The 20814-nt window shown below is 69.5% G+C and carries 17 protein-coding genes and 2 pseudogenes; 8 read left to right on the top strand and 11 right to left on the bottom strand.

Annotated features, from left to right (window positions below):
- Positions 1-66: 66 nt before the first annotated feature.
- Complete coding sequence (locus ASG29_RS12440; RefSeq protein ID WP_055984366.1) at positions 67-1221, bottom strand: acyl-CoA dehydrogenase family protein; 1155 nt, start codon at positions 1219-1221, stop codon at positions 67-69.
- Between the two features lie 85 nt (positions 1222-1306).
- Between ASG29_RS12440 and ASG29_RS12435 the strand changes: the two genes are divergently transcribed.
- Together ASG29_RS12435 and ASG29_RS12430 are read left to right on the top strand one after the other, a co-directional pair.
- On the top strand, positions 1307-2161 hold the full coding sequence (locus ASG29_RS12435; protein WP_055984363.1) for a LysR family transcriptional regulator: 855 nt from the start codon (positions 1307-1309) through the stop codon (positions 2159-2161).
- A 129-nt stretch (positions 2162-2290) separates the two neighbouring features.
- On the top strand, positions 2291-3685 hold the full coding sequence (locus tag ASG29_RS12430; protein ID WP_055984361.1) for an amino acid permease: 1395 nt from the start codon (positions 2291-2293) through the stop codon (positions 3683-3685).
- Positions 3686-3745: 60 nt separating this feature from the next.
- Here ASG29_RS12430 and ASG29_RS17855 read toward each other — a convergent pair.
- From ASG29_RS17855 to purB, 9 genes and pseudogenes are all read right to left on the bottom strand, one after another.
- Positions 3746-3853 (bottom strand): annotated as a pseudogene (locus tag ASG29_RS17855) (PEPxxWA-CTERM sorting domain-containing protein); the annotation flags it as partial.
- A 486-nt stretch (positions 3854-4339) separates the two neighbouring features.
- Positions 4340-4717 (bottom strand): annotated as a pseudogene (locus ASG29_RS17850) (trypsin-like serine protease); the annotation flags it as partial.
- A gap of 398 nt (positions 4718-5115) precedes the next feature.
- On the bottom strand, positions 5116-7806 hold the full coding sequence (gene acnA, locus ASG29_RS12420; RefSeq protein WP_055984352.1) for an aconitate hydratase AcnA: 2691 nt from the start codon (positions 7804-7806) through the stop codon (positions 5116-5118).
- Between the two features lie 244 nt (positions 7807-8050).
- Entirely contained in the window at positions 8051-9220 is a 1170-nt protein-coding gene (locus tag ASG29_RS12415) for a saccharopine dehydrogenase family protein (protein WP_055984349.1), read from the bottom strand.
- A gap of 404 nt (positions 9221-9624) precedes the next feature.
- Positions 9625-11400, bottom strand: a complete 1776-nt coding sequence (locus tag ASG29_RS12410) for an ABC transporter transmembrane domain-containing protein (protein WP_055984346.1) — start codon at positions 11398-11400, stop codon at positions 9625-9627.
- A 130-nt stretch (positions 11401-11530) separates the two neighbouring features.
- Positions 11531-11851 (bottom strand): hypothetical protein, encoded by a 321-nt coding sequence (locus ASG29_RS12405; protein ID WP_055984343.1) that lies wholly within the window; start codon positions 11849-11851, stop codon positions 11531-11533.
- Positions 11848-12375 carry a molybdenum cofactor guanylyltransferase gene (locus tag ASG29_RS12400; RefSeq protein ID WP_055984340.1) on the bottom strand — a complete coding sequence of 176 codons (528 nt, stop codon included), beginning with the start codon at positions 12373-12375 and terminating at the stop codon, positions 11848-11850. The genes ASG29_RS12405 and ASG29_RS12400 overlap by 4 nt, the downstream gene beginning before the upstream one ends.
- Positions 12376-12457: 82 nt before the next feature.
- Entirely contained in the window at positions 12458-12625 is a 168-nt protein-coding gene (locus ASG29_RS16785) for a hypothetical protein (protein ID WP_235532901.1), read from the bottom strand.
- Between the two features lie 38 nt (positions 12626-12663).
- On the bottom strand, positions 12664-13995 hold the full coding sequence (gene purB, locus ASG29_RS12395) for an adenylosuccinate lyase (RefSeq protein ID WP_055984337.1): 1332 nt from the start codon (positions 13993-13995) through the stop codon (positions 12664-12666).
- Between the two features lie 198 nt (positions 13996-14193).
- Here purB and ASG29_RS12390 point away from each other — a divergent pair, with 198 nt between their 5' ends.
- On the top strand, positions 14194-14811 hold the full coding sequence (locus ASG29_RS12390) for a hypothetical protein (protein ID WP_055984334.1): 618 nt from the start codon (positions 14194-14196) through the stop codon (positions 14809-14811).
- Positions 14812-14991: 180 nt separating this feature from the next.
- Here the strand turns inward: ASG29_RS12390 and radC are convergent, their stop codons facing one another.
- The gene (gene radC / locus ASG29_RS12385) at positions 14992-15684 is read right to left on the bottom strand and encodes a RadC family protein (protein ID WP_055984331.1); all 693 of its coding nucleotides are present in this window, start codon (positions 15682-15684) and stop codon (positions 14992-14994) included.
- Between the two features lie 73 nt (positions 15685-15757).
- Between radC and ASG29_RS12380 the strand changes: the two genes are divergently transcribed.
- From ASG29_RS12380 to ASG29_RS12360, 5 genes are all read left to right on the top strand, one after another.
- On the top strand, positions 15758-18880 hold the full coding sequence (locus tag ASG29_RS12380) for a YdbH domain-containing protein (RefSeq protein ID WP_055984328.1): 3123 nt from the start codon (positions 15758-15760) through the stop codon (positions 18878-18880).
- 74 nt (positions 18881-18954) lie between these two features.
- Positions 18955-19080 (top strand): YnbE family lipoprotein, encoded by a 126-nt coding sequence (locus ASG29_RS12375; protein ID WP_321163195.1) that lies wholly within the window; start codon positions 18955-18957, stop codon positions 19078-19080.
- Between the two features lies 1 nt (position 19081).
- Positions 19082-19450 (top strand): YdbL family protein, encoded by a 369-nt coding sequence (locus ASG29_RS12370; protein ID WP_055984325.1) that lies wholly within the window; start codon positions 19082-19084, stop codon positions 19448-19450.
- A gap of 224 nt (positions 19451-19674) precedes the next feature.
- Entirely contained in the window at positions 19675-19989 is a 315-nt protein-coding gene (locus tag ASG29_RS12365) for an AtpZ/AtpI family protein (protein ID WP_055984324.1), read from the top strand.
- A gap of 35 nt (positions 19990-20024) precedes the next feature.
- Positions 20025-20807 (top strand): F0F1 ATP synthase subunit A, encoded by a 783-nt coding sequence (locus tag ASG29_RS12360; RefSeq protein WP_200932522.1) that lies wholly within the window; start codon positions 20025-20027, stop codon positions 20805-20807.
- The last annotated feature ends 7 nt before the right edge of the window (positions 20808-20814 follow it).

Here is a 20814-nt window from a genome sequence, read left to right as displayed (position 1 = left end):
TGGCCGGGCGTGACCCCTCCACCACGGCCGTCGGCCGCGGTCCCCCTCCCCGTTCCGGGGAGGTATTCACGCGGCGGCGCCGATCAGTTCGCGGCCGATCAGCATGCGGCGGATCTCGTTCGTCCCCGCGCCGATATCCAGCAGCTTCGCGTCGCGCAGGAAGCGTTCGACGGGCCAGTCCTTCGTGTAGCCGGCGCCACCCAGCGCCTGCACCGCCTCGCCCGCCACGCGGAAGGCGTTCTCGCTCGCCAGCAGGATCGCGCCCGCGGCGTCGAAGCGCGTCGTCTGCCCCGCGTCGCACGCGCGCGCGACGGCGTAGACATAGGCGCGCGCGGAATTGAGCGCGACGTACATGTCCGCGATCTTCGCCTGCACGAGCTGGAACGCGCCGATCGGCGTGCCGAACTGCTTGCGTTCGCGCACATAGGGCAGGACGACGTCGAGGCACGCCTGCATGACGCCGAGCTGGATCCCCGCCAGCACGGTGCGTTCATAGTCCAGCCCGCTCATCAGCACGCCGACGCCGCCGTTGACCGGGCCCATGACGTTGGCGTCGGGGACCGCGCAGTCGGTGAAGACCAGTTCCGACGTGGGCGACCCGCGCATCCCCATCTTGTCGATCTTCTGCCCGATCGCGAAGCCGGGCATGTCCTTTTCGATCAGGAAGGTCGTGATGCCGCGGCTGCCCTCGCCGGTGCGGGCGTACACGACCAGCGTGTCGGCGTAGGGGGCGTTGGTGATCCAGAATTTCGTGCCGTTCAGGACGTAGCCGGTGTCGGTCCGATCCGCCTTCAGTCGCATCGACACGACGTCGGAGCCCGCGCCCGCCTCCGACATCGCCAGGCTGCCGACATGTTCGCCGGAAATCAGCTTCGGCAGGAATTTCGCCTTCTGCTCCGGACTGGCCCAGCGGCGGATCTGGTTCACGCACAGGTTGGAATGCGCGCCGTAGCTCAGGCCGATCGAGGCGGAGGCGCGCGCGACCTCCTCCTGCGCGACGACGTGTTCGAGATAGCCGAGGCCGAGGCCGCCGTCGGCCTCCTCCACGGTGATGCCGTGGAGGCCGAGGTCGCCCATCGCGGTCCACAATTCTTCGCGCGGGAACCAGTCGTCGGCGTCGATCCGCGCGGCCAGCGGCGCGATGCGGTCGTCGGCGAAGCGGCGCGTGGTGTCGCGGATCATGTCCGCATTCTCGCCCAGCGCGAAATCCATGCCCTGCATCACACTCTCCTTCGTGCCGCATCGTAGCGGGTGCGGGCGACGCGGTAAAATTGCGATCGGGCGGTGGTCAGGATAGACGGCGTCTATGCTGGACCGCCAATTGCTTCGCTATTTCATCGCCGTCGTCGATCATGGCAGCTTCACCCGCGCTGCCGCCGCCTGCCGCGTGACGCAGCCCACCTTGTCCGCGGGGATCGCGCGACTGGAGGCGACGCTGGGCGAGCCGGTGCTGACCCGGTCGCCGCGGCGGGTGGAGCTGACCGCGGCGGGCGGCCGGCTGCTGGTCCATGCGCGGCGGATCGAGGGGGAATTCACGGCGGCGGAAACGGTCGCGACCGCGCCGGTCAGGCTGGTGCGACTGGGGATCGTCTCGACCCTCCCGGGCGCGCTGGTGCGTCGCGCGCTGGCGGCGGCGAGCGCGACGGGGGAGCGGATCGAGGTGGTCGACGGGCGCGACCGCGAACTGGTCGCGGCGCGCGAGCGCGGGCGGATCGATGCGGTGCTGGGGCCGGTCGAAGGCGGGGCGGCCCTGTTCGAGGAGGGCTATGCGGTCGCGCTGGCGGCGGGTCATCCGCTGGCGGGCGCGGCGCGGATCGCGGCGGAGGGGATCGCGGGCGAGCCGATGATCGTGCGGCGCCATTGCGAGGCGCTGAGCGAGGTCAGCCGTCATTTCACCAGCCGCGGGGTGCGGCCGTTCATGGCGGCGCGCACCACCAACGACGATCGCGCGCTGGCGTTCGTGGCGGCGGGGCTGGGCGTGACGGTGATGCCCGAATGTTTCGCGGACGCGGGCGTGGCGCTGGTGCCGCTGGAGGGGTTTGTGCGGCGGCGGGCGATCGGGCTGTCGGTGGCGCCGGACAGCATTGCGCGGTTGCGCGACAGTGCGGCGGTGGCGGCGCTGGCGGAGGTGTTGCGGGGCGGAGCGTCACCCCGGACTTGATCCGGGGTCCATCGTGCCGCACGCGCAGCGCAAGAGGATCGAGCCGATCCGCCCGTTGCCCGATGGACCCCGGCACAAGGCCGGGGTGACGGACGGTGGCGGATGGCTCGCACATAAGGGGAGTCGCACATGGACCTGTTCCGAAAGAAACCGATCGCGGTCGAACCGCGCGCCGACGCACTGGCGCGCACGCTGTCGTGGCCGCATCTCGTCGCGCTGGGCGTGGGCGCGATCGTGGGGACGGGGATCCTGACGCTGATCGGCGTCGGGGCGGATCGTGCGGGGCCGTCGGTGATCCTCAGCTTCGTGATCGCGGGCGCGATCTGCGCCTGCGCTGCGCTGGCCTATGCCGAGATGGCGACGATGATCCCGGCATCGGGCAGCGCATACACCTACAGCTACGTCGTGTTGGGGGAGATACTGGCCTGGGTCATCGGCTGGTCGCTGATCCTGGAATATTCGCTGGTCGTGTCTACCGTCGCGGTCGGATGGTCGGGCTATGCCAGCGCGCTGCTGACCCCGCTGGGGTTTCCGGTCGCGCTGACCAACGGGCCGGAGCTGGGCGGGCTGGTGAACGTGCCCGCGATCTTCATCATCGCGGTCGTCGCCGGGCTGCTGATGCTGGGGACGAAGGAGAGCGCGACGCTCAACGCCGTGCTCGTGGTGGTGAAGATCGTCGCGCTGGCGATCTTCGTCGCGGTCGCGCTGCCCTCGTTCGACGCCGCCAACCTGGAACCGTTCATGCCGTTCGGCTTCGGCAAGGAAATGGGCGCGGACGGGGTCGAGCGCGGCGTCATGGCGGCGGCGGCGATCATCTTCTTCGCCTTCTACGGCTTCGACGCGATCTCCACCGCGGCGGAGGAGACGAAGAACCCCGGCCGCGATCTGGCGATCGGGATCGTGGGATCGATGGTGGCGTGCGTCGTCATCTACATGCTCGTCGCGGTCGCGGCGGTCGGTGCGCTGTCGTTCACGCGCTTCGCCGCGTCGCCCGAGCCGCTGGCGCTGATCCTGCGCGAGATCGGGCGGCCGGGGTTCGCGACGTTCCTGGCCGCGAGCGCGGTGATCGCGCTGCCGACGGTGCTGCTGGGCTTCCTGTTCGGGCAGAGCCGCATCTTCTTCGTCATGGCGCGCGACGGGTTGCTGCCGCAATCGCTGGCCACGGTGTCGAAGCGCGGGACGCCGGTCAGGATCACGATCATGACCGCGGTGCTGGTCGCGATCATCGCCGGGATCATGCCGATCGACGCGATCGCGGCGCTGGCGAATGCGGGGACGCTGGCCGCATTCGCCGCGGTGTGCGTGTGCATGCTGGTGATGCGGCGGCGCGCGCCCGAGGCGGAGCGGACGTTCCGCACCCCGCTGGCGCCGCTGGTCGGGACGATCGGGGTGCTGGGGTGCACCTATCTGTTCTTCAGCCTGCCGCAGCGCACGCAGCTGTATTTCCTGTACTGGAACCTCGCCGGGCTGGCGGTCTATTTCCTGTACGGCCGCGCCCGCGCATCGGCGGCGCGCGGCGCGTAACGAAAAAGGGCGGCGGACCCGTCGGTCCGCCGCCCCTTCCCCAACCGACAGGCCGATCGCTTACGCGAAGCGGACCGTGGTCTTCGCCCGACGGCGCATCGCGCCACCGACCGCGCCCATGCCCAGGATCATCAGCGCCCAGGTCGTCGGCTCGGGCACGCCGGCCGCGATCGCACTGGTGATGAAGCCCTGGTGGATGCTGGTCGGCACGTAGCCGCTGAACTCGCCCCAGCCGGCGTTCAGACCACCACCGAAATCGCCGAAGCTGGCGCCGAAGGTCAGACCATAGGAGTTCACCGACGAGATCTTCCCGTCGATGAAGGCAGCGCCACCGGAATCACCGCCGGCGACGCCCACTTCCATGGCGCCGACGCCGGTGTTCGCGAAGTTCGCGTCACCGATCGCGCCGAGGCCCAGCGCGTTGGCGATACGGCGCGACTGATCCTGCGCCGCCAGGCCGTTGTCGAAGTCCGAGATGTAGGAAAATTCCACATCCGCGGTGCCGAAGAAGTTCCGGCCGTTCGTCTCATCGGTGAAGAAGCCTTCGAACAGCGAATCGCCCCAGGCGTAGTCGTAGATGTTGTTGCCCTGACGACGACGGCCGGTGCCTGCGTTGAACGGCGGGGTGTTCCCCTGCGCGCCGCCGACGGTCGACCGCGTGCCGAAACCGTTCACGTTGAACTCCGCACCCTTCAGATCGTCGGTGTAGATCTCGTACGCCTTCGCGAACGACGGAGCGAACGAGTCCAGCTTCAGGACGGCGATGTCGTTCTGATCGATGACTTCGCCGGTGTAGTTCGAATTGACGATGTAGCGACCCACGTCGATCGCGACGGTGCCGGCCGGCAAGGTGTAGATGCTGGCGTCGGACAGCGAAACCGCGTCGTTGGCGAAGATGACCTGGGTCCGCACGAGATCGGCGGCCTTCTGCCCGCCGCCGTTGCTGACGCAATGGCCCGCGGTCAGGACCGAGCGACGATCGCTGAGCAGCGTGCCCGAGCACACGAAGCGGTCGCCGTTGGCATAGGTCATCAGCATGCCGACCGAGCCGCTGTAGCCCGAGGAGTTGAGCGCGAGATAGCGGGGATCACCGCCCGTCGCGACCGTGGCGGTCGAGGTCTGGCCGATGATGCGGCTGGTGGCGGTGTAGCTGAGACCGTTCCGGCTACCCGATTGTACCTTCTGGGCAGTGGCGATGGACGGCACGATCGCGGCGATCGCGACGGTGGCGCCCAAAAGCGTCTTCTTCATCATGGAAGTAACCCCCGATTTTTCGTTGAGACCGTATGTCAGGTCGGGGGACAGCCTCTGTTCAGGCAAGCGAGTCGTCAATCGTTTTCGTTAACCAATTTTAACGATTTTACCCGAAAAGTTGTTCCGTTCCGGGGCAGTGTCCGGCGGGCAACAAAACGTTACCCGCCGGCGATCTGTCATGCGGCCAGATTGCGCAGCACGTATTGCAGGATGCCGCCGTTCAGGAAGTATTCCAGCTCGTTCACGGTATCGATCCGGCACCGCGTCACGATCGTCTCCACCGTGCCGTCGGCGCGGGTCAGCTCGACCGTCACGTCCTGGCGCGGGCGCAGCGCGGCGACGTTGCGGATCGTGAACGTCTCGTCCCCGGTCAGCTTCAGCGTCTCGCGCGTCGTGCCGTCCGCGAACTGGAGCGGCAGGACGCCCATGCCGACCAGGTTCGACCGGTGGATCCGCTCGAAGCTTTCGGTGATGACCGCGCGCACGCCGAGCAGGTTGGTGCCCTTCGCCGCCCAGTCGCGCGACGAGCCGGTGCCGTATTCCTTGCCCGCCACGACGATCAGCGGCGTGCCGTCCGCCTTGTGGCGCATCGCGGCGTCGTAGATCGGCATCACCTGACCGTCGTAGCGGGTCATGCCGCCCTCGGTCCCCGGCACCATTTCGTTGCGGATGCGGATGTTGGCGAAGGTGCCGCGCATCATCACGTCGTGGTTGCCGCGGCGCGCGCCGTAGGAATTGAAGTCCGCCTTCGCGACCTGATGCTCCTGGAGGAACACGCCGGCGGGGCTGTCCGCCTTGATGCTGCCCGCGGGGCTGATGTGGTCGGTGGTGATCGAATCGCCCAGGATCGCGAGCGGCTTGGCATCCACGATGTCCATCACCGGTGCAGGCGTCATTTCCAGCCCGTCGAAATAGGGCGGGTTGGCGACATAGGTCGACCCGGCGCGCCAGGCGTAGGTGTCCGACCCCTCGACCTCGATCGCGCGCCACTTGTCGTCGCCGGCGTAGACGTTGCCGTAGCGCGATCCGAACATGTCCGCGTCGATGTTCGCGGCCATCAGGTCGGCGATCTCCAGGTTGGTCGGCCACACGTCGCGCAGGAACACGTCCTGCCCGTCGGTGCCCTGGCCCAGCGGCGTGTCGATCATGTCCTCCGTCACCGTGCCCTTCAGCGCATAGGCGACGACGAGCGGGGGGGAGGCGAGGAAGTTGGCGCGCACGTCGGCGCTGACGCGGCCCTCGAAATTGCGGTTGCCCGACAGGACCGAGGCGGCGACGAGGTCGTTTTCGTTGATCGCGGCGCTGATCGGGCCGGGCAGCGGGCCGGAATTGCCGATGCAGGTGGTGCAGCCGTAGCCGACGAGGTTGAAGCCGATCGCGTTCAGGTCCGCGGTCAGCCCCGCCTTGTCGAGGTAATCGGTGACGACCTGCGATCCGGGGGCGAGCGACGTCTTGACCCACGGCTTGGGCTTCAGCCCCAGCGCATGCGCCTTGCGCGCGACGAGGCCCGCGGCGACGAGGACCGACGGGTTGGACGTGTTCGTGCAGCTGGTGATCGCGGCGATGACCACGTCGCCGTCGCCGATGTCGTGGCCGCGCTCGGGAATGTCGACGCGGGTCGGGCGCTGCTTGTTGTACACCTTCGACAGGTCGCCGTTGAACACCTCGTCCACGCTGTCCAGCGCGACCTTGTCCTGCGGGCGCTTCGGCCCGGCGAGCGACGGGACGACGCTGCCCATGTCCAGTTCCAGCGTGTCGGTGAAGATCGGATCGGGCGCGGACGCGTCGCGCCAGAAGCCGTTGGCCTTCGCATACGCCTCCGTCAGCGCGATCGTCTCCGCCGGGCGCGCGGTCAGGCGCATATAGTCGATCGTCTTGTCGTCGACCGGGAAGAAGCCGCAGGTCGCGCCATATTCGGGCGCCATGTTGGCGATCGTCGCGCGATCCGCCAGCGTCATCTGGTCGAGGCCGGGGCCGTAGAATTCGACGAAGCGGCCGACGACGCCCTTGCGGCGCAGCATCTGCGTCACCGTCAGCACGAGGTCGGTGGCGGTGATGCCTTCACGGAGCGCGCCGGTGAGCTTGAAGCCGACGACCTCGGGGATCAGCATCGACACCGGCTGCCCCAGCATCGCGGCCTCCGCCTCGATCCCGCCGACGCCCCAGCCGAGCACGCCCAGGCCGTTGACCATCGTCGTGTGGCTGTCGGTGCCGACCAAGGTATCGGGATAGGCGATGGTCGCGACGCCACCCGTGGCATGGTCGCCGCTCTCGACCGAAGACCATACCGCCTGCGCGACATATTCAAGGTTCACCTGGTGGCAGATGCCGGTGCCCGGCGGCACGACCTTGAAATTGTCCAGCGCCTTCGATCCCCATTTCAGGAATTCGTAGCGTTCGCCGTTACGCTGATATTCCAGCTCGACATTCTCCTCGAACGCCTGCGGCGTACCGAATTCGTCGACCATGACGGAATGGTCGATGACGAGGTGGACGGGGACCTGCGGATTGATCTTCGCCGCGTCGCCGCCCAGCTTCGTGATCGCATCGCGCATCGCGGCGAGGTCGACGACGCAGGGGACGCCGGTGAAATCCTGCATCAGCACGCGCGCGGGGCGATACTGGATCTCGCGGTCCGAGCGGCGCTCCTTCTGCCAGTCCACGATCGCCTGCACGTCCGCCTCGGTCACGGTCTTCCCGTCCTCGAACCGCAGCATGTTCTCCAGCAGCACCTTCATCGAGAAGGGCAGGCGGCTGATGTCGCCGAACTTCTGCGCCGCGACGTCGAGCGCATAATAATCGTAGCTCTTGCCGCCGGCCTGGAGCGTCTTGCGGGCGTTGAGCGTGTCCTGGCCGATGGCGGTCATGAGGGGCCTTGTCCTTCTGCGCGAGCCGAGGGCGAGCGGGGAGGCGGCAAGGGCCGCGCGGGCGCCGTCGGCAGGGGTGTCGCAAGCGCCGATAGCAAGGGGTTGCGGGGAGGGGAAGGGCGGTGTTCGGGCGTATTCGGCGAAGCGGCGCTTACCTCTCGCGCGGTCGCCAGCCCCATTGTGCTCCCGCGAAGGCGGGAGCCCAGACTGGGTCCCCGCCTTCGCGGGGACACAAGTAAACCCTCTACCCCGCGGTGAAGGTCATGCCCGCGTTCGCCTCCAGCCGGGCGCGCAGTTTCTCCCCCATCAACGCCCCCGGCGTCCAGATTCCGCCCGCGCCCTGAACGTCCTGCACCAGGCACAGCGCGCTTTCGCCCAGCATCTTGCTGGTGCAGCCGTAGCCCGGATCGCGGTCGCCGGTGACGACCGCTTCCAGCCGCTCGCCGCCCTCTGTCAGGCCGACGAACAGGATGTCGAAATGCCCCGCCTCGCGTTCTTCCTTCGACGGGCCTTCGCCGGGCTTCGGCCCCTTGTCGGAAGCGAGCGGGTTCAGCTTCGCCAGCGCCTCCGCCGCCGCCTTGCCGATGTCGCCCAGGCCCGCGACGACCATCTCGTCATAGACGATGTCGCCCCATGGCTGCCCGAGCAGGAAGTTGGTGCGGTGGACGTTCTTGGTATTGATCGGCGCCATGATGAACGGCGCGACCCACGCGTTGAGGGTGGTGTCGTACTCCGGCAGCAGGCCCGATGGCTGGCCCGGTCCCTTGTGCCCCGGCGTCAGCGCGAAGGGATCGGCGAGCAGCTTCACCAGCGACGGATGGCGCGCGGCGGCGGCCAGCGTCGCCTTCAGGCTGGCCGCGGTGCCGCCGGAGAAGCCGCCCTTCATCTGCCGCACGCGCGCCTTCACGCGCGGGACAGGGGCACCGAAGCGCTTCCGCGCCGCGTCCTGCAACGTCATGACGCCGAGGTCGAAGGGAATCGAATCGAAGCCGCAGGAGAAGACGATGCGCGCGCCCGTCGCCTTCGCCTCCGCCTCGTGCGCGTCGATCATCTCGCGCATCCAGGCGGGCTCGCCGCACAGGTCGACATAGGCGGTGCCGGTGGCGGCGCAGGCGGCGACGAGGTCGCTGCCGTACAATTGATACGGGCCGACGGTGGAGACGACGACCGTGGCGCGCCGGCACATCGCGCGCAGCGAGGCAGGGTCGTCCGCGTTGGCGGTGATGAGCGCGATATCGGCGGGCACGCCCATCTCGGCGCGCACCTCCTCCAGCTTGCTGAGCGAGCGGCCCGCCATCGCCCAGCGGACGCCGGTCGGATGCGTGACGGCGAGATGCTCGGCGACGAGGCGGCCGGTGAAGCCGGTGGCGCCGTAGACGATGACGTCGAATTCCCGGCCTGAATCTGTCGACATGCTCGCTCTCCTGAATCGTCATGCCGGGGTTTTCCCGGCATCCACGGTGCCGCGCACCTTATGCGGGGCGAGTGTGCGGCACGGGCGATGCCGGGACAAGCCCGGGGTGACGATGGTTCGCGCGAAGACGCGAAGACGCGAAGGGGATTCCGTTCACGCGGAGGCGCGGAGACGCGGAGAAGAAGGTTTTGCGCGCAGAGGCGCAGAGGACGCAGAGAGTTTGCGTGAGGCTACCTTTCGAGCCGTCGCAGACGGCTCACTGATCCGCACCGTCGAGCGATGGCTTTCCGCTTCGCGGAGCGACAGCCACAGGCGCAATCTCTGCGTCCTCTGCGTCCTCTGCGCCTCTGCGCCTCTGCGCGAACGAACCCTTCTTCTCCGCGCCTCCGCGCCTCCGCGTGAACTCAACCCGCCTCGTGGAATTGCAGGCTCGCCAGCCGCTGATACAGGCCGCCGCGCGTCATCAGGGTCGCGTGGGTGCCTTCCTCCACGATGCGGCCGGCGTCCATCACCACGATGCGGTCGGCGGCGCGGACGGTGGCGAGGCGGTGGGCGATGACGATCGTCGTGCGGTTCTGCATCAGCCGTTCGAGCGCGTCCTGCACCAGCCGCTCGCTCTCGGCGTCGAGCGCGCTGGTCGCCTCGTCCAGCAGCAGGATCGGGGCGTCGCGCAGCAGCGCGCGGGCGATCGCGACGCGCTGGCGCTGCCCGCCGGACAGGCGGGCGCCGCCTTCGCCAAGGTAGGTATCGAGGCCGTCGGGCAGCGCGCGGAGGAACTCCCCGGCGTGCGCCGCCTCCGCCGCGCGCCAGATCGCGGCGTCGTCGGCGTCCCATGCGCCGTAGCGCAGGTTGTCGCGCGCCGAGGTGCCGAAGATGACATTGTCCTGCGGCACCATGGCGATACGCGCGCGGACCGCGGCCGGGTCCGCTTCGCGCAGGTCGACGCCGTCGACCGATACGGTGCCGGTCGAGGGATCGTAGAAGCGCTGGAGCAACTGGAACAGCGTGGACTTCCCCGCGCCCGACGGGCCGACGACGGCCAGCGTCTCGCCGGGGGCGACCGACAGCGAGAAGTCCTGCAATGCCGCGATTTCGGGCCGCGTGGGATAGCGGAAGGCGACGTGATCGAAGGCGATGCGACCCTCGGGCGGGTGCGGGAGCGCGCGCGGGGCGGGGGGCGCGGCGATCTCCGGCCGTTCGGCCATCAGCTCCGCGATCCGCCCCGCCGCGCCCGCGCCGCGCAGCAGGTCGCCGTAGACCTCCGTCAGCGCGCCGAACGCGCCCGCGACGATGCCGCCGGTCAGGACGAACGCCGCGATCGCGCCGCCCGACAGGCGGCCCGACGCGACGTCCTCCGCGCCCTCCCACAACACCAGGGTGATCGAGCCGAACACCAGGCCGATGACGATCGCGGTCATGACCGCGCGCAGCAGGACGCGCTTCTGCGCCGCCGCCATCGTCGCCTCCACCGCGCCGGCGAAGCGATCCGCCTCGCGCCGTTCCTGTCCGAACGCCTGCACGATCTTCATCGCGCCCAGCGTTTCCGTCACCATGCTGCCGACGTCGGCGACACGATCCTGCGACGTGCGCGACAGCGTGCGGATGCGGCGGCCGAGCAGCGCGATCGGCAGGATGATGAGCGGGATGCCGACCAGCAGCATCCCCGCCAGCTTGGGCGAGATGGCGAAGAGGTAGATCAACCCGCCGACCGCGGTGAAGAAATTGCGCAGCGCGATCGACACGCAGGATCCGACGACCAGCTCGATCTGCGCCGTGTCCGCGGTCAGGCGCGACGCGATCTCCGACGGGCGATTCTCCTCGTAGAAGCGCGGCGCCAGCGTCAGCAGGTGGCGCTGCACGTCCTCCCGGATGTCCGCCACCACGCGCTCTCCCAGCCAGGCGACGAAGTAGAAGCGCACCGCGGTCCCGATCGCCAGCACCGCGACGATCATCAGCATGTAGTGGAACGCGCCCGCGACCGCCGCCTCGTTCGCGCCGCCGGTGAAGCCGCGGTCGATGACGCGCTTGAAGCTGTAGGGGATCGCGATCGTCGCGCCGGACGTGACCGCCAGCGCGGCGCAGGCGATTGCGATGCGGCCGGGATAGCGGACCACATGCTTCCAGACGATCGACAGATTGCCGAGGCGGCGGGAGGGGGCGGCGTCCGGGATGCTGGCCATGCGGCGCGGGTTAGGCGCGGGGGGCGTGGGGGGCAAGGGTGGCGCGGTCATCGTCATTGCGAGCGCAGCGAAGCAATCCAGGGCTCCGCGCGATAACTCTGGATTGCTTCGCTACGCTCGCAATGACGGCTTATGGGGCGAGCCCCGCAAACCACACCGCATAGGGCGTGTTGCGCGCCATGTGGCGGTTGTAGTCCGGCGCGCCGTCGTCCCACCACACCGGGCCTCGCTCGCCCAGCCCGTGCTTCGCCGCATCGACCGCCTCGCGTGCCGCTGCCCGTGCATCGGCATCGTCGGCGCGGTTGGCGGCGGCGACCGCGCGGCGGGCGGTCATCAGGTCGGCGACGAGGCGCGCGCGGTCGTCGTCGCTCAACCGGGGGTCGCTGCGCCGCCATAGCCGCCCGCGCACGACGATGTAGCGGCCGTCGGGGGTGACGGGCGGGTCGCTCACCGGGTCAGCGCGGCGAGGTCGGCGGGGGTGTTGACGTTGTCGACCGTGACGCCGGGTAATATCGCGACCGCGCCGATACTTGCGGCCCAGTGGCGGATCGAGCGGTTGCCGCCGCTTGCAAGATGATCGCGCAACGAGGTGGCAAGGCCGGCAGGCCACAGGCCGATCGTCGGCGCCTCCGCCGCATGGGCACGGCCGGATTCCAGCAGCGCGGCCACGATGGTGTCCGGGATCATGGGCGTGTCACAGGCGGTGGTCAGAACCGCGTCGAAGCCATTGGCCCGCGCATAGGCGAGTGCGGCGGCGAGGCCGCCGAGCGGCCCGAGGTCGGGAGCCGGGAGATCGCATATTGTGGGAACCGGTGCCTCGTCCCGGCCGCAGACGATCAGCGCAGCGCAGTGCGGCGCCAGGCTGGCCAGTGCATGGTCGAGCAACGTGGCGTCGCGCCAGCGGGCGAGCGCCTTGTCGGTGCCGAAGCGGGTGGCGCGGCCGCCCGCCAGGACGGCGCCGAGGATGCGGGTCATGCCCGACTGTCGCATCCGGAACGCGGAATGGGAACCGCCGGCTGGCCGCCCTCCGGATGAAGGGAGGGCGGATGCCGATGGATCAGAGCGCGGTGATGATCGCGCCGACCACCAGCGCCTGAACCGCAATCACCAGCGCGGTGCTGGCGGCGGTCTCGAACATACGCATGGTGTGGTCTCCTGCCAGGAAGAAGTCCCGACGCGGACGCATATGCGGATCGTTACGCTGCACTGCAACAATCGTGCGCAACAATCTTGCTTGCACGGATTGCAATCGTTCGCGCCGCGTTAACTATCTTGCGAACGGGTGCTTCCGAACACCCGGGCGAAGATCGTGTCGACGTGCTTGAAATGATAGCCGAGGTCGAACTTCGCCGCGATCTCCTCCGGGGACAGCGCGGCGGCGACCTCCGGATCGGCCTTCAGCAGTTCCAGCAGCGACAGTTCGCCGTCGGATTCCCACACCTTCATCGCGTTGCGCTGCACCAGCCGGTACGAATCCTCGCGGCTGACTCCTGCCTGGGTCAGCGCCAGCAGGACGCGCTGCGAATGGACGAGGCCGCCCATGCGGTCGAGGTTCTTCTGCATCCGCTCGGGATAGACCAGCAGCTTGTCCACCACGCCGGTCAGCCGCGCGAGCGCGAAGTCGAGCGTGATGCACGCGTCGGGGCCGATGTACCGCTCGACCGACGAATGACTGATGTCGCGCTCGTGCCACAGCGCGACATTCTCCAGCGCGGGGGTGACGTAGCCGCGGACCATGCGGGCGAGGCCGGTGAGATTCTCGGTCAGCACCGGGTTGCGCTTGTGCGGCATCGCCGACGAGCCCTTCTGCCCGGGGGAGAAATATTCCTCCGCCTCCAGCACCTCTGTGCGTTGCAGATGGCGCACCTCCGTCGCGACGCGCTCGATCGATCCGGCGACGACGCCCAATGTGGCGAAGAACATCGCGTGGCGATCGCGCGGGATGACCTGCGTCGAGACCGGCTCGATCGCGAGGCCCAGCTTGTCGGCGACATGCGCCTCCACCTGCGGATCGATGTTGGCGAAGGTGCCGACCGCGCCCGAGATCGCGCAGGTGGCGATATCCTCGCGCGCCGCGACCAGCCGCTTGCGATGGCGCGCGAATTCCGCATGCGCCTCCGCCAGCTTGAGCCCGAAGGTGACGGGTTCGGCGTGGATGCCGTGGCTGCGCCCGATCGTGGGCGTCAGTTTATGTTCGTGCGCGCGGCGTTCCAGCACCGCCAGCAGCGCGTCGATATCCGCGATCAGCAGGTCGGCGGCGCGGGCGAGCTGGACCGACAAAGTGGTGTCGAGGACGTCGGAGCTGGTCATGCCCTGATGCATGAAGCGCGCCTCGTCCCCCACCTGCTCCGCGACCCAGGTCAGGAAGGCGATGACGTCGTGCTTCGTCACCGCCTCGATCGCGTCGATCGCAGGCACATCGATCACGGGGTTCGTCGCCCACCAGCGCCACAGCGCGGCGGCGGCGGATTTGGGCACCACACCCAGATCGGCGAGCGCGTCGGTCGCATGCGCCTCGATCTCGAACCAGATGCGGTAGCGCGACTCCGCGCTCCAGATCGCGGTCATCTCGGGGCGGGAATAGCGGGAAATCATGGCGGACCTGCTGTCTGGCAAAGGGGCGGGGACGGGATGGGCCGGGCGTTAGCAGGGGTGGGCCGAGCCATCAAATCGCCACAAACTCTGGAACATTCGATCGGGTACGACTATTTATATCCCACAGTTTCCGTGACCGGCGAAGGTGTTCGGCTCTCGTCCGGTCGATGTTCGATAGCATTAAATCAGGAGATGAAAATGCTGAAGTATGTACTCCTCGCGTCGGCGATGACTCTGGCTACCCCGGCACTTGCGCAGGACGCCGCACCGGTCGCCAGCGCGGACCAGACGACTTCGACCAAGGCGACGAAGTCGAAGAAGGCGAAGGCGACGCAGCAGTCGACGACTGGCGTGACGACCACGACGAACGATTCGGCGCCGGTCGACGCGACGACGCCCGCCAGCCCGGCGACCGCGCCGCTGCCCGCGGCGGAGGCCGCGCCGATGACGCCGGACGCGACCTCGACTCCGCAGGCGACCACGCCGCAGACCGCGACGACGACGCCGCAGCCCGCGGATCCGCAGACCGCCGCCGCATCGGCCGCGACCCAGGCACCCGCGGCCGATCAGGGGACGCAGGTCGCCGCGATCCTGGACAGCGAGTTTCCCGGCTACGACAAGGACAAGTCGGGCACATTGAGCAAGACGGAGTTCGCGTCGTGGATGGACGCGCTCAAGACCAAGAGCGATCCGGCCGCGAAATCGGACAAGGTCTGGAACGAGGCCGCCTTCAAGCAGGCGGACAAGGACAGTTCGAAGAGCGTGAGCAAGGAAGAGCTGGCAGGCTTCCTGAACAGCGCGGCCCCCGCCGCCTGATTTGCGACCGACGAACGAACGAGCGGCCGCCGGAGCGATCCGGCGGCCGTTTTTGTGGTCTTCACGTCACCCCGTCATGCGGGACGAGCCAGGCATGACGGGGTGGCGGAGGCGGGCCGATGCCGGATACGGTCTATCGACCGGCGCCCGGCCTTCACCGGAAACCTTGCCGGAAGCCAGTTACAGCAATCCCTTCGCGCGCAGGCTGACCTGCCCGGAGCGGCCGACGATGATATGGTCGTGGACCGCGATGTTCAGCGGCTTGCCCGCCGCCACGATCGCGCGGGTGATGTCGATGTCGGCGCGGCTGGGCGTGGGATCGCCCGACGGGTGGTTGTGGACGAGGATCAGCGCGGCGGAGCCTAGGTCGAGCGCGCGGCGGATCACCTCGCGCACGTGCACCGCCGCCTCGTCGATCGTGCCGCGGCTCATGCGTTCGTCGCGCACCAGCATGTTGCGCGTGTTGAGATGCAGGACGTGGAATTCCTCCACGTCCACATGCGCCAGCGCGGCGTGCAGGTAATCGGCCAGCGCCTGCCAGTTGCCCAGCACCGGCGCCTCGCGCGCCTTCGTGCCGATCATGCGCAGCGCGGCGGCATGCGCGATCTTGATCGCCGCGCTGCTCGTCTCCCCCATGCCGCCGACCCGCGCCAGCGCCGCCGGGTCCGCGGCCAGAAGGCTGCCGATCCCGCCGAATTCGTGCAGCAGCGTCTTGGCCAGCGCCTTCGTATCGCGGCGCGGGATCGCGAGGGCGAGGAGATATTCGACCAGTTCGTGATCGTGCAGCCCGTCCGCGTCGCCCAGCAGGCGCGTGCGCAGCCGGGCGCGGTGGCCCGCGGGATCGGTGGGGTCGGTCGGGTCGGCGCGGGCCATCCGCCGCAAACTATCACGCCCGGCGACGCGCGCAATTGCGTCGGCGGGGGTCGGCCGCCTATGCTGCACCGGCATGGTGGCGTCGGACACGAACGAAGCGGCGCCGCGACGGCGCGGACGGCGCGTGGCCGTGTCGGTATCGGTGCTGGCGCTGACCGCGGTCGGCGGATTGTGGCTGTCGCGCGTCCCGATCGCGACCGGCGTCATCGATCGCGAACTGGCGCGGCGCGGCGTGACCGCGCGGTACGAGGTCGCGGACCTCGGCTTCGGTCGCCAGCGGCTGACGAACGTGGTCATCGGCGATCCCGGAAACCCGGACCTCGTCGCCGACTGGGTCGAGACGCTGACCGATATCGGCCTGTCGGGTCCGCGGCTGGTGGCGTTGCGGGCGGGGAAGGTGCGGATTCGCGGCCGCATGATCGACGGCCGCGTCACGCTGGGGGAGATCGACCGGCTGCTGCCCGCGTCCCGCGGCGGGCCGTTCGCCTTGCCCGCTTTGGACGTGGCGGTATCGGACGCGCGGATGCGGCTGGACACGCCGTACGGCGCGGCGGGGATCGCGCTGTCCGGGCGGGGGAGGCTGGACGACGGCTTCGCGGGAACGATGGCGGTGGTCGCGCCGCGGCTGGGCGTCGGGGACTGCGCGGCGCGCGGCGTCACCGCGCACGGGCGGGTGCGCTCCACGGGAAAGGCGACGGGCAACGCGACGCGGAAGGGCGAGGCGGGATACGGCATCGATTTCGCGGGACCGGTGCGCGGCGCGATGCTGGCATGCGCCGGGACGCGTGTCGCCTCCCTCGCGGCGGACGCCCGCGCGCGGCTGGTCCTGGGGAACCTTGCGGCGTCGACATTGTCGGCGGGGCTGACCACCGGGGCGGTGATCCATCCGCAGGCGCGCACCGCGGGCATCACGGGCACGGTCGCCGCCCGGATCGTCGACGGATCGGTGCGCGGCGACGTCGCCTTCGCGGCACGCGACGTGACGGGTAGCGGCGTTCGAGCGCGCCGGGCGGCGATCGACGGCGGCTTCGGCGCCGATGCGCGGAACGTGCAATACAAGGGCATCGTCGGGATCGACGACGCGGACGCGCGCACGTTGCTTCCGACGCTGGGCGGCGTCGGCGCGGGCAGCCCGGTCGCGCCGCTGATCCGCCGTGCCGACATCGCGCTGACCCGCGCCGCGGCACGGTTTTCGGGGCGGGCCGACGTGTCGGTTTCGCAGGCGGACGGTGAGCTTCGCGTGCTGGTCGGGTCGGCGCGCGCGACCGCCGCCAGCGGGGCGCGGATGACGTTCGGCGGGGACGCCCCGCTTGCCTGGCGCGACGGACGACTGACGGGCGGGGGACGGCTGGCACTCGGCGGTGGCGGGTTGCCGCAGGCGACGGTCGCCTTCGACAAGGCCGCCGCCTGGACGGGCGTGGCGACGATCGCGCCCTATGCGGCGGACGGCGCGGCGATCGCGCTGACCCCGGTGCGCTTCGGGGCGGGGCGCCTGTCCACCACCGCCACGCTGACCGGGCCGATCGCGGGCGGGCGGGTCGAGCGGCTGGTGCTGCCGATCGACGCGCGGCGGGCGGGCGGCACCTGGCGGATCGATCCTGCCTGCACCCCGGTCGCGTTCGATCGCCTGATCCTGTCGGGCCTGACGCTCGACCCCGCCCGATTGGCGCTGTGCCCGACCGGCGAGGCGCTGGTCGCGGTCGGCCCCGCCGGGGTGACCGGCGGCGCACGGATCGCCGCCCCTCGGCTGACGGGAACGCTGGGCGGGACGCCGCTGACGCTCGCCGCCGCGGATGCGCGCGTGGCGCTGTCGACGCGCGGCTTCTCGGCCGACGACGTGTCGGCGCGGATCGGGCGACCGGGCGCGGTGACCAGCCTGGACGTCGCGCGGATCGACGGGCGAGTCACGCCGACGGGGCTGGCGGGGACGATGTCGGGGGGCGCGGGACGGATCGGTGCGGTGCCGCTGGTCATGTTCGCCGCGACGGGCACGTGGAACCTCGTGGGCGGGCGGTTCGGGCTGACCGGCGCGCTGACCGTGGCGGATGCCGCGCCGGCGGCGGAGCGTCGCTTCAACCCCCTGGCCGCGCGCGACGTCGCCTTCGGGCTGGCGGACGGCGAGATCGGGGTGGCCGGGCGGCTGGTCGAGCCGGTGACGGGCGTGGAGGTGGCGAGGGTCGGGATCGGGCACCGGCTATCCACCGGGACGGGCCATGCGGCGATCGACGTTCCCGGCATCGCGTTCGGCGACGCGCTCCAGCCCGATCGCCTGACCCTGCTGACCTTCGGCGTGATCGCGGACGTGAAGGGGATCGTGAAGGGGCGCGGCGACATCGACTGGTCGCCCGCGGGGGTCACCTCCACCGGCACCTTCTCCACCGCCGACACCGATCTGGCCGCCGCCTTCGGGCCGGTGGAGGGGCTGGCGGGCACGATCCGCTTCACCGACCTGCTGGCGCTCGAAAGCGCGCCCGGACAGGTGGCGACGGTCGCGTCGATCAACACCGGCGTGCCCGTGACCAACGGGCGCATCGTGTACCAGACGTTGCCGGATACCCGCGTGAAGGTGGACGGCGGGACGTGGCCGTTCGCGGGCGGCACGCTGACCCTGGACCCGACCCTGCTCGATTTCGCGAAGGACCAGTCGCGGCGGATGACCTTCCGCATCGCGGGCATGGACGCGGCCGGATTCATCGAACAGTTCGATTTCGAGAATCTGAGCGCCACCGGCACGTTCGACGGCGTCCTGCCGATGACGTTCGACGCCGACGGGGGACGGATCGTCGGCGGCCGCCTGACGGCGCGCGCGCCCGGCGGGACGCTGGCCTATGTCGGGCGGATCAGCCAGGAGAAGCTCGGCTTCTGGGGCGATTTCGCGTTCCAGGCGCTCAAGTCGCTGACCTATCGCGAACTCGACATCGCGATGAACGGGCCGCTGTCGGGCGAGATGGTGACCGACGTGCGCGTGGCGGGGATCCGGCAGGGGGAGGGGGCCAAATCGAACTTCCTGATCCGCCGGCTGACGCGCCTGCCCATCCGGTTCGACATCCGCATCGCCGCGCCGTTCCGCGGGCTGATCGATTCGGCCGCGGGCTTCTACGACCCCAGCCGGCTGGTGAAGCGCAACCTGCAACAACTGATCGACGCGCAGAACGCCGCGCCCGTTCAGCCACCCGAAAGCGAGATCGTGCCATGACCGAAACGGAAGCGATGACCCAGCGAACGATTCGATCCGTCCTGACGGCGGCCCTCTTGTGCACGGGCGGGTGCGTGAACATCTCCGCACCGGAAAAGCCGATCGTCATCAACCTGAACATCAGCGTGACGCAGGAAGTCGTGTACCGCCTGGACGATCAGGCCAAATCGCTCATCAAGCAGAATCCGGGGATCTTCTGACATGGCCTACACGCTGCTTCCGCTGATCGCCGCCACCGCGCTGGTCGCCGCGCCCGCGCTGGCGCAACGCGACCCCGCCTATGCCGCCGCGCGCGCCGCGGGGCAGGTGGGGGAGCAGGCGGACGGATACCTGGGCGTCGTCGGCGGCGGGGCGGACGTGCGCGCGATCGTCAGCAACATCAACATCCAGCGCAAGGCCGCCTACACGCGCTCCGCCGCGGAGCAGGGCGTGGCGGTCGACCAGTTCGCCTTCACCAGCGGATGCAATCTGGTGGCGCAGACGAAGCCGGGCGAGAAGTATCGCGCGCCCGACGGCAGCTGGCAGACGCGTGGCGCGGGCGCGCCGGTACGCGATTCGCGCTGCGTGTAGATCCTCCCCGGCACGGGGAGGGGGGCTATCCACGAGCGCCTCGCCTGTGGCGCTCCCCCTCCACCAGCCTTCGGCTGGTCCCCCTCCCCGCGGAGCGGGGAGGCTCGGCGGCCCCCGCAACGGTTGACACCCCCCGGACCCCCGGCTAACCGGGCGGCGCCTTGGCGGGCTCGCCTTCCGGCTATCCTCCGCGCCTGCCCGACTCACGGGAAGGACATGCGGACATGGCAGGAAACGAACCCGGACCAGACCCCCTCGGCGAGGATGCGCGTCTCCAGTCGCTCGATGAGCGGCTTGCGAATGCGCACCGCGACGAGGCGCACCGGACGGGTGCGGGCAACAAGGGACCCGACGCCGGCTACCGGCTCGGCAACCGCGTGCTCGCCGAACTTCTGGGGGGAATGATCGGCGGCGCGCTGATCGGTTGGGTGATCGACCGATTTGCCGGCACGTCGCCCTGGGGCCTGCTCGTGATGCTGTTCCTCGGGATCATCGTCGCGTTCAGGAACATCATCCGGATTTCCCAGCCTCCCAAGTAATTTGGGAGGTTTCGTTCATGAAGGACACGAGCAACGTGGCGGCAGGCGGCGGCAAGATCGACCCGATGCACCAGTTCGAGGTGCAGACGATCTGGGACGGCTTCGCGATCGGCGGGCACCAGATCGCGTTCACGAACTCGTCCGCGTGGATGGTCGCGGCGGTCGTCGCGCTGATCGCGTTCATGTCGATGGGCCTGAAGGGTTCGCTGGTCCCGACGCGCGGGCAGATGATGGTCGAGGGCGCGACGCGCTTCATCGACAACATGCTCGCCGCGAACGTGGGGCCGGAGGGGAAGAAGTACGTCCCCTACGTCTTCTCGCTGTTCATGTTCATCCTGTTCGCCAACCTCCTCGGCCTGCTGCCGCTGGGCGTCGTGGGCGTCCACCCCTTCACCTTCACCAGCCATTTCACGATCACCGGCGTGCTGGCGATCATGAGCTTCTCGATCGTCCTGATCGTCGGCTTCTGGCGCCACGGGCTCCACTTCTTCAGCCTGTTCGTGCCGCACGGCACGCCCTTGTGGCTGATGTGGCTGATCCCGGTCATCGAGCTGGTGTCGTTCATGGTCCGCCCGTTCAGCCTCGCGCTGCGACTGTTCGTCGCGATGATGGCGGGACACATCCTGCTGAAGGTGCTGGCGGGCTTCATCATCAACGCGGGCAATTCGGGCCTGCTGTGGGGCGGCGTCGTCGGCGTTCCCAGCTTCGTCCTGATGGTCGGCATCTCCGCGCTGGAGCTGCTGGTCGCGGGCATCCAGGCCTATGTCTTCGCGCTGCTGACCTCGCTGTACATCAACGACGCGGTCAATCTGCACTAGGTTTCCT

Source organism: Sphingomonas sp. Leaf412 (assembly GCF_001425405.1).
In the GTDB taxonomy this organism is placed as follows: Bacteria; Pseudomonadota; Alphaproteobacteria; order Sphingomonadales; family Sphingomonadaceae; genus Sphingomonas.
This window is presented reverse-complemented; position numbering and strand designations above follow the sequence as displayed.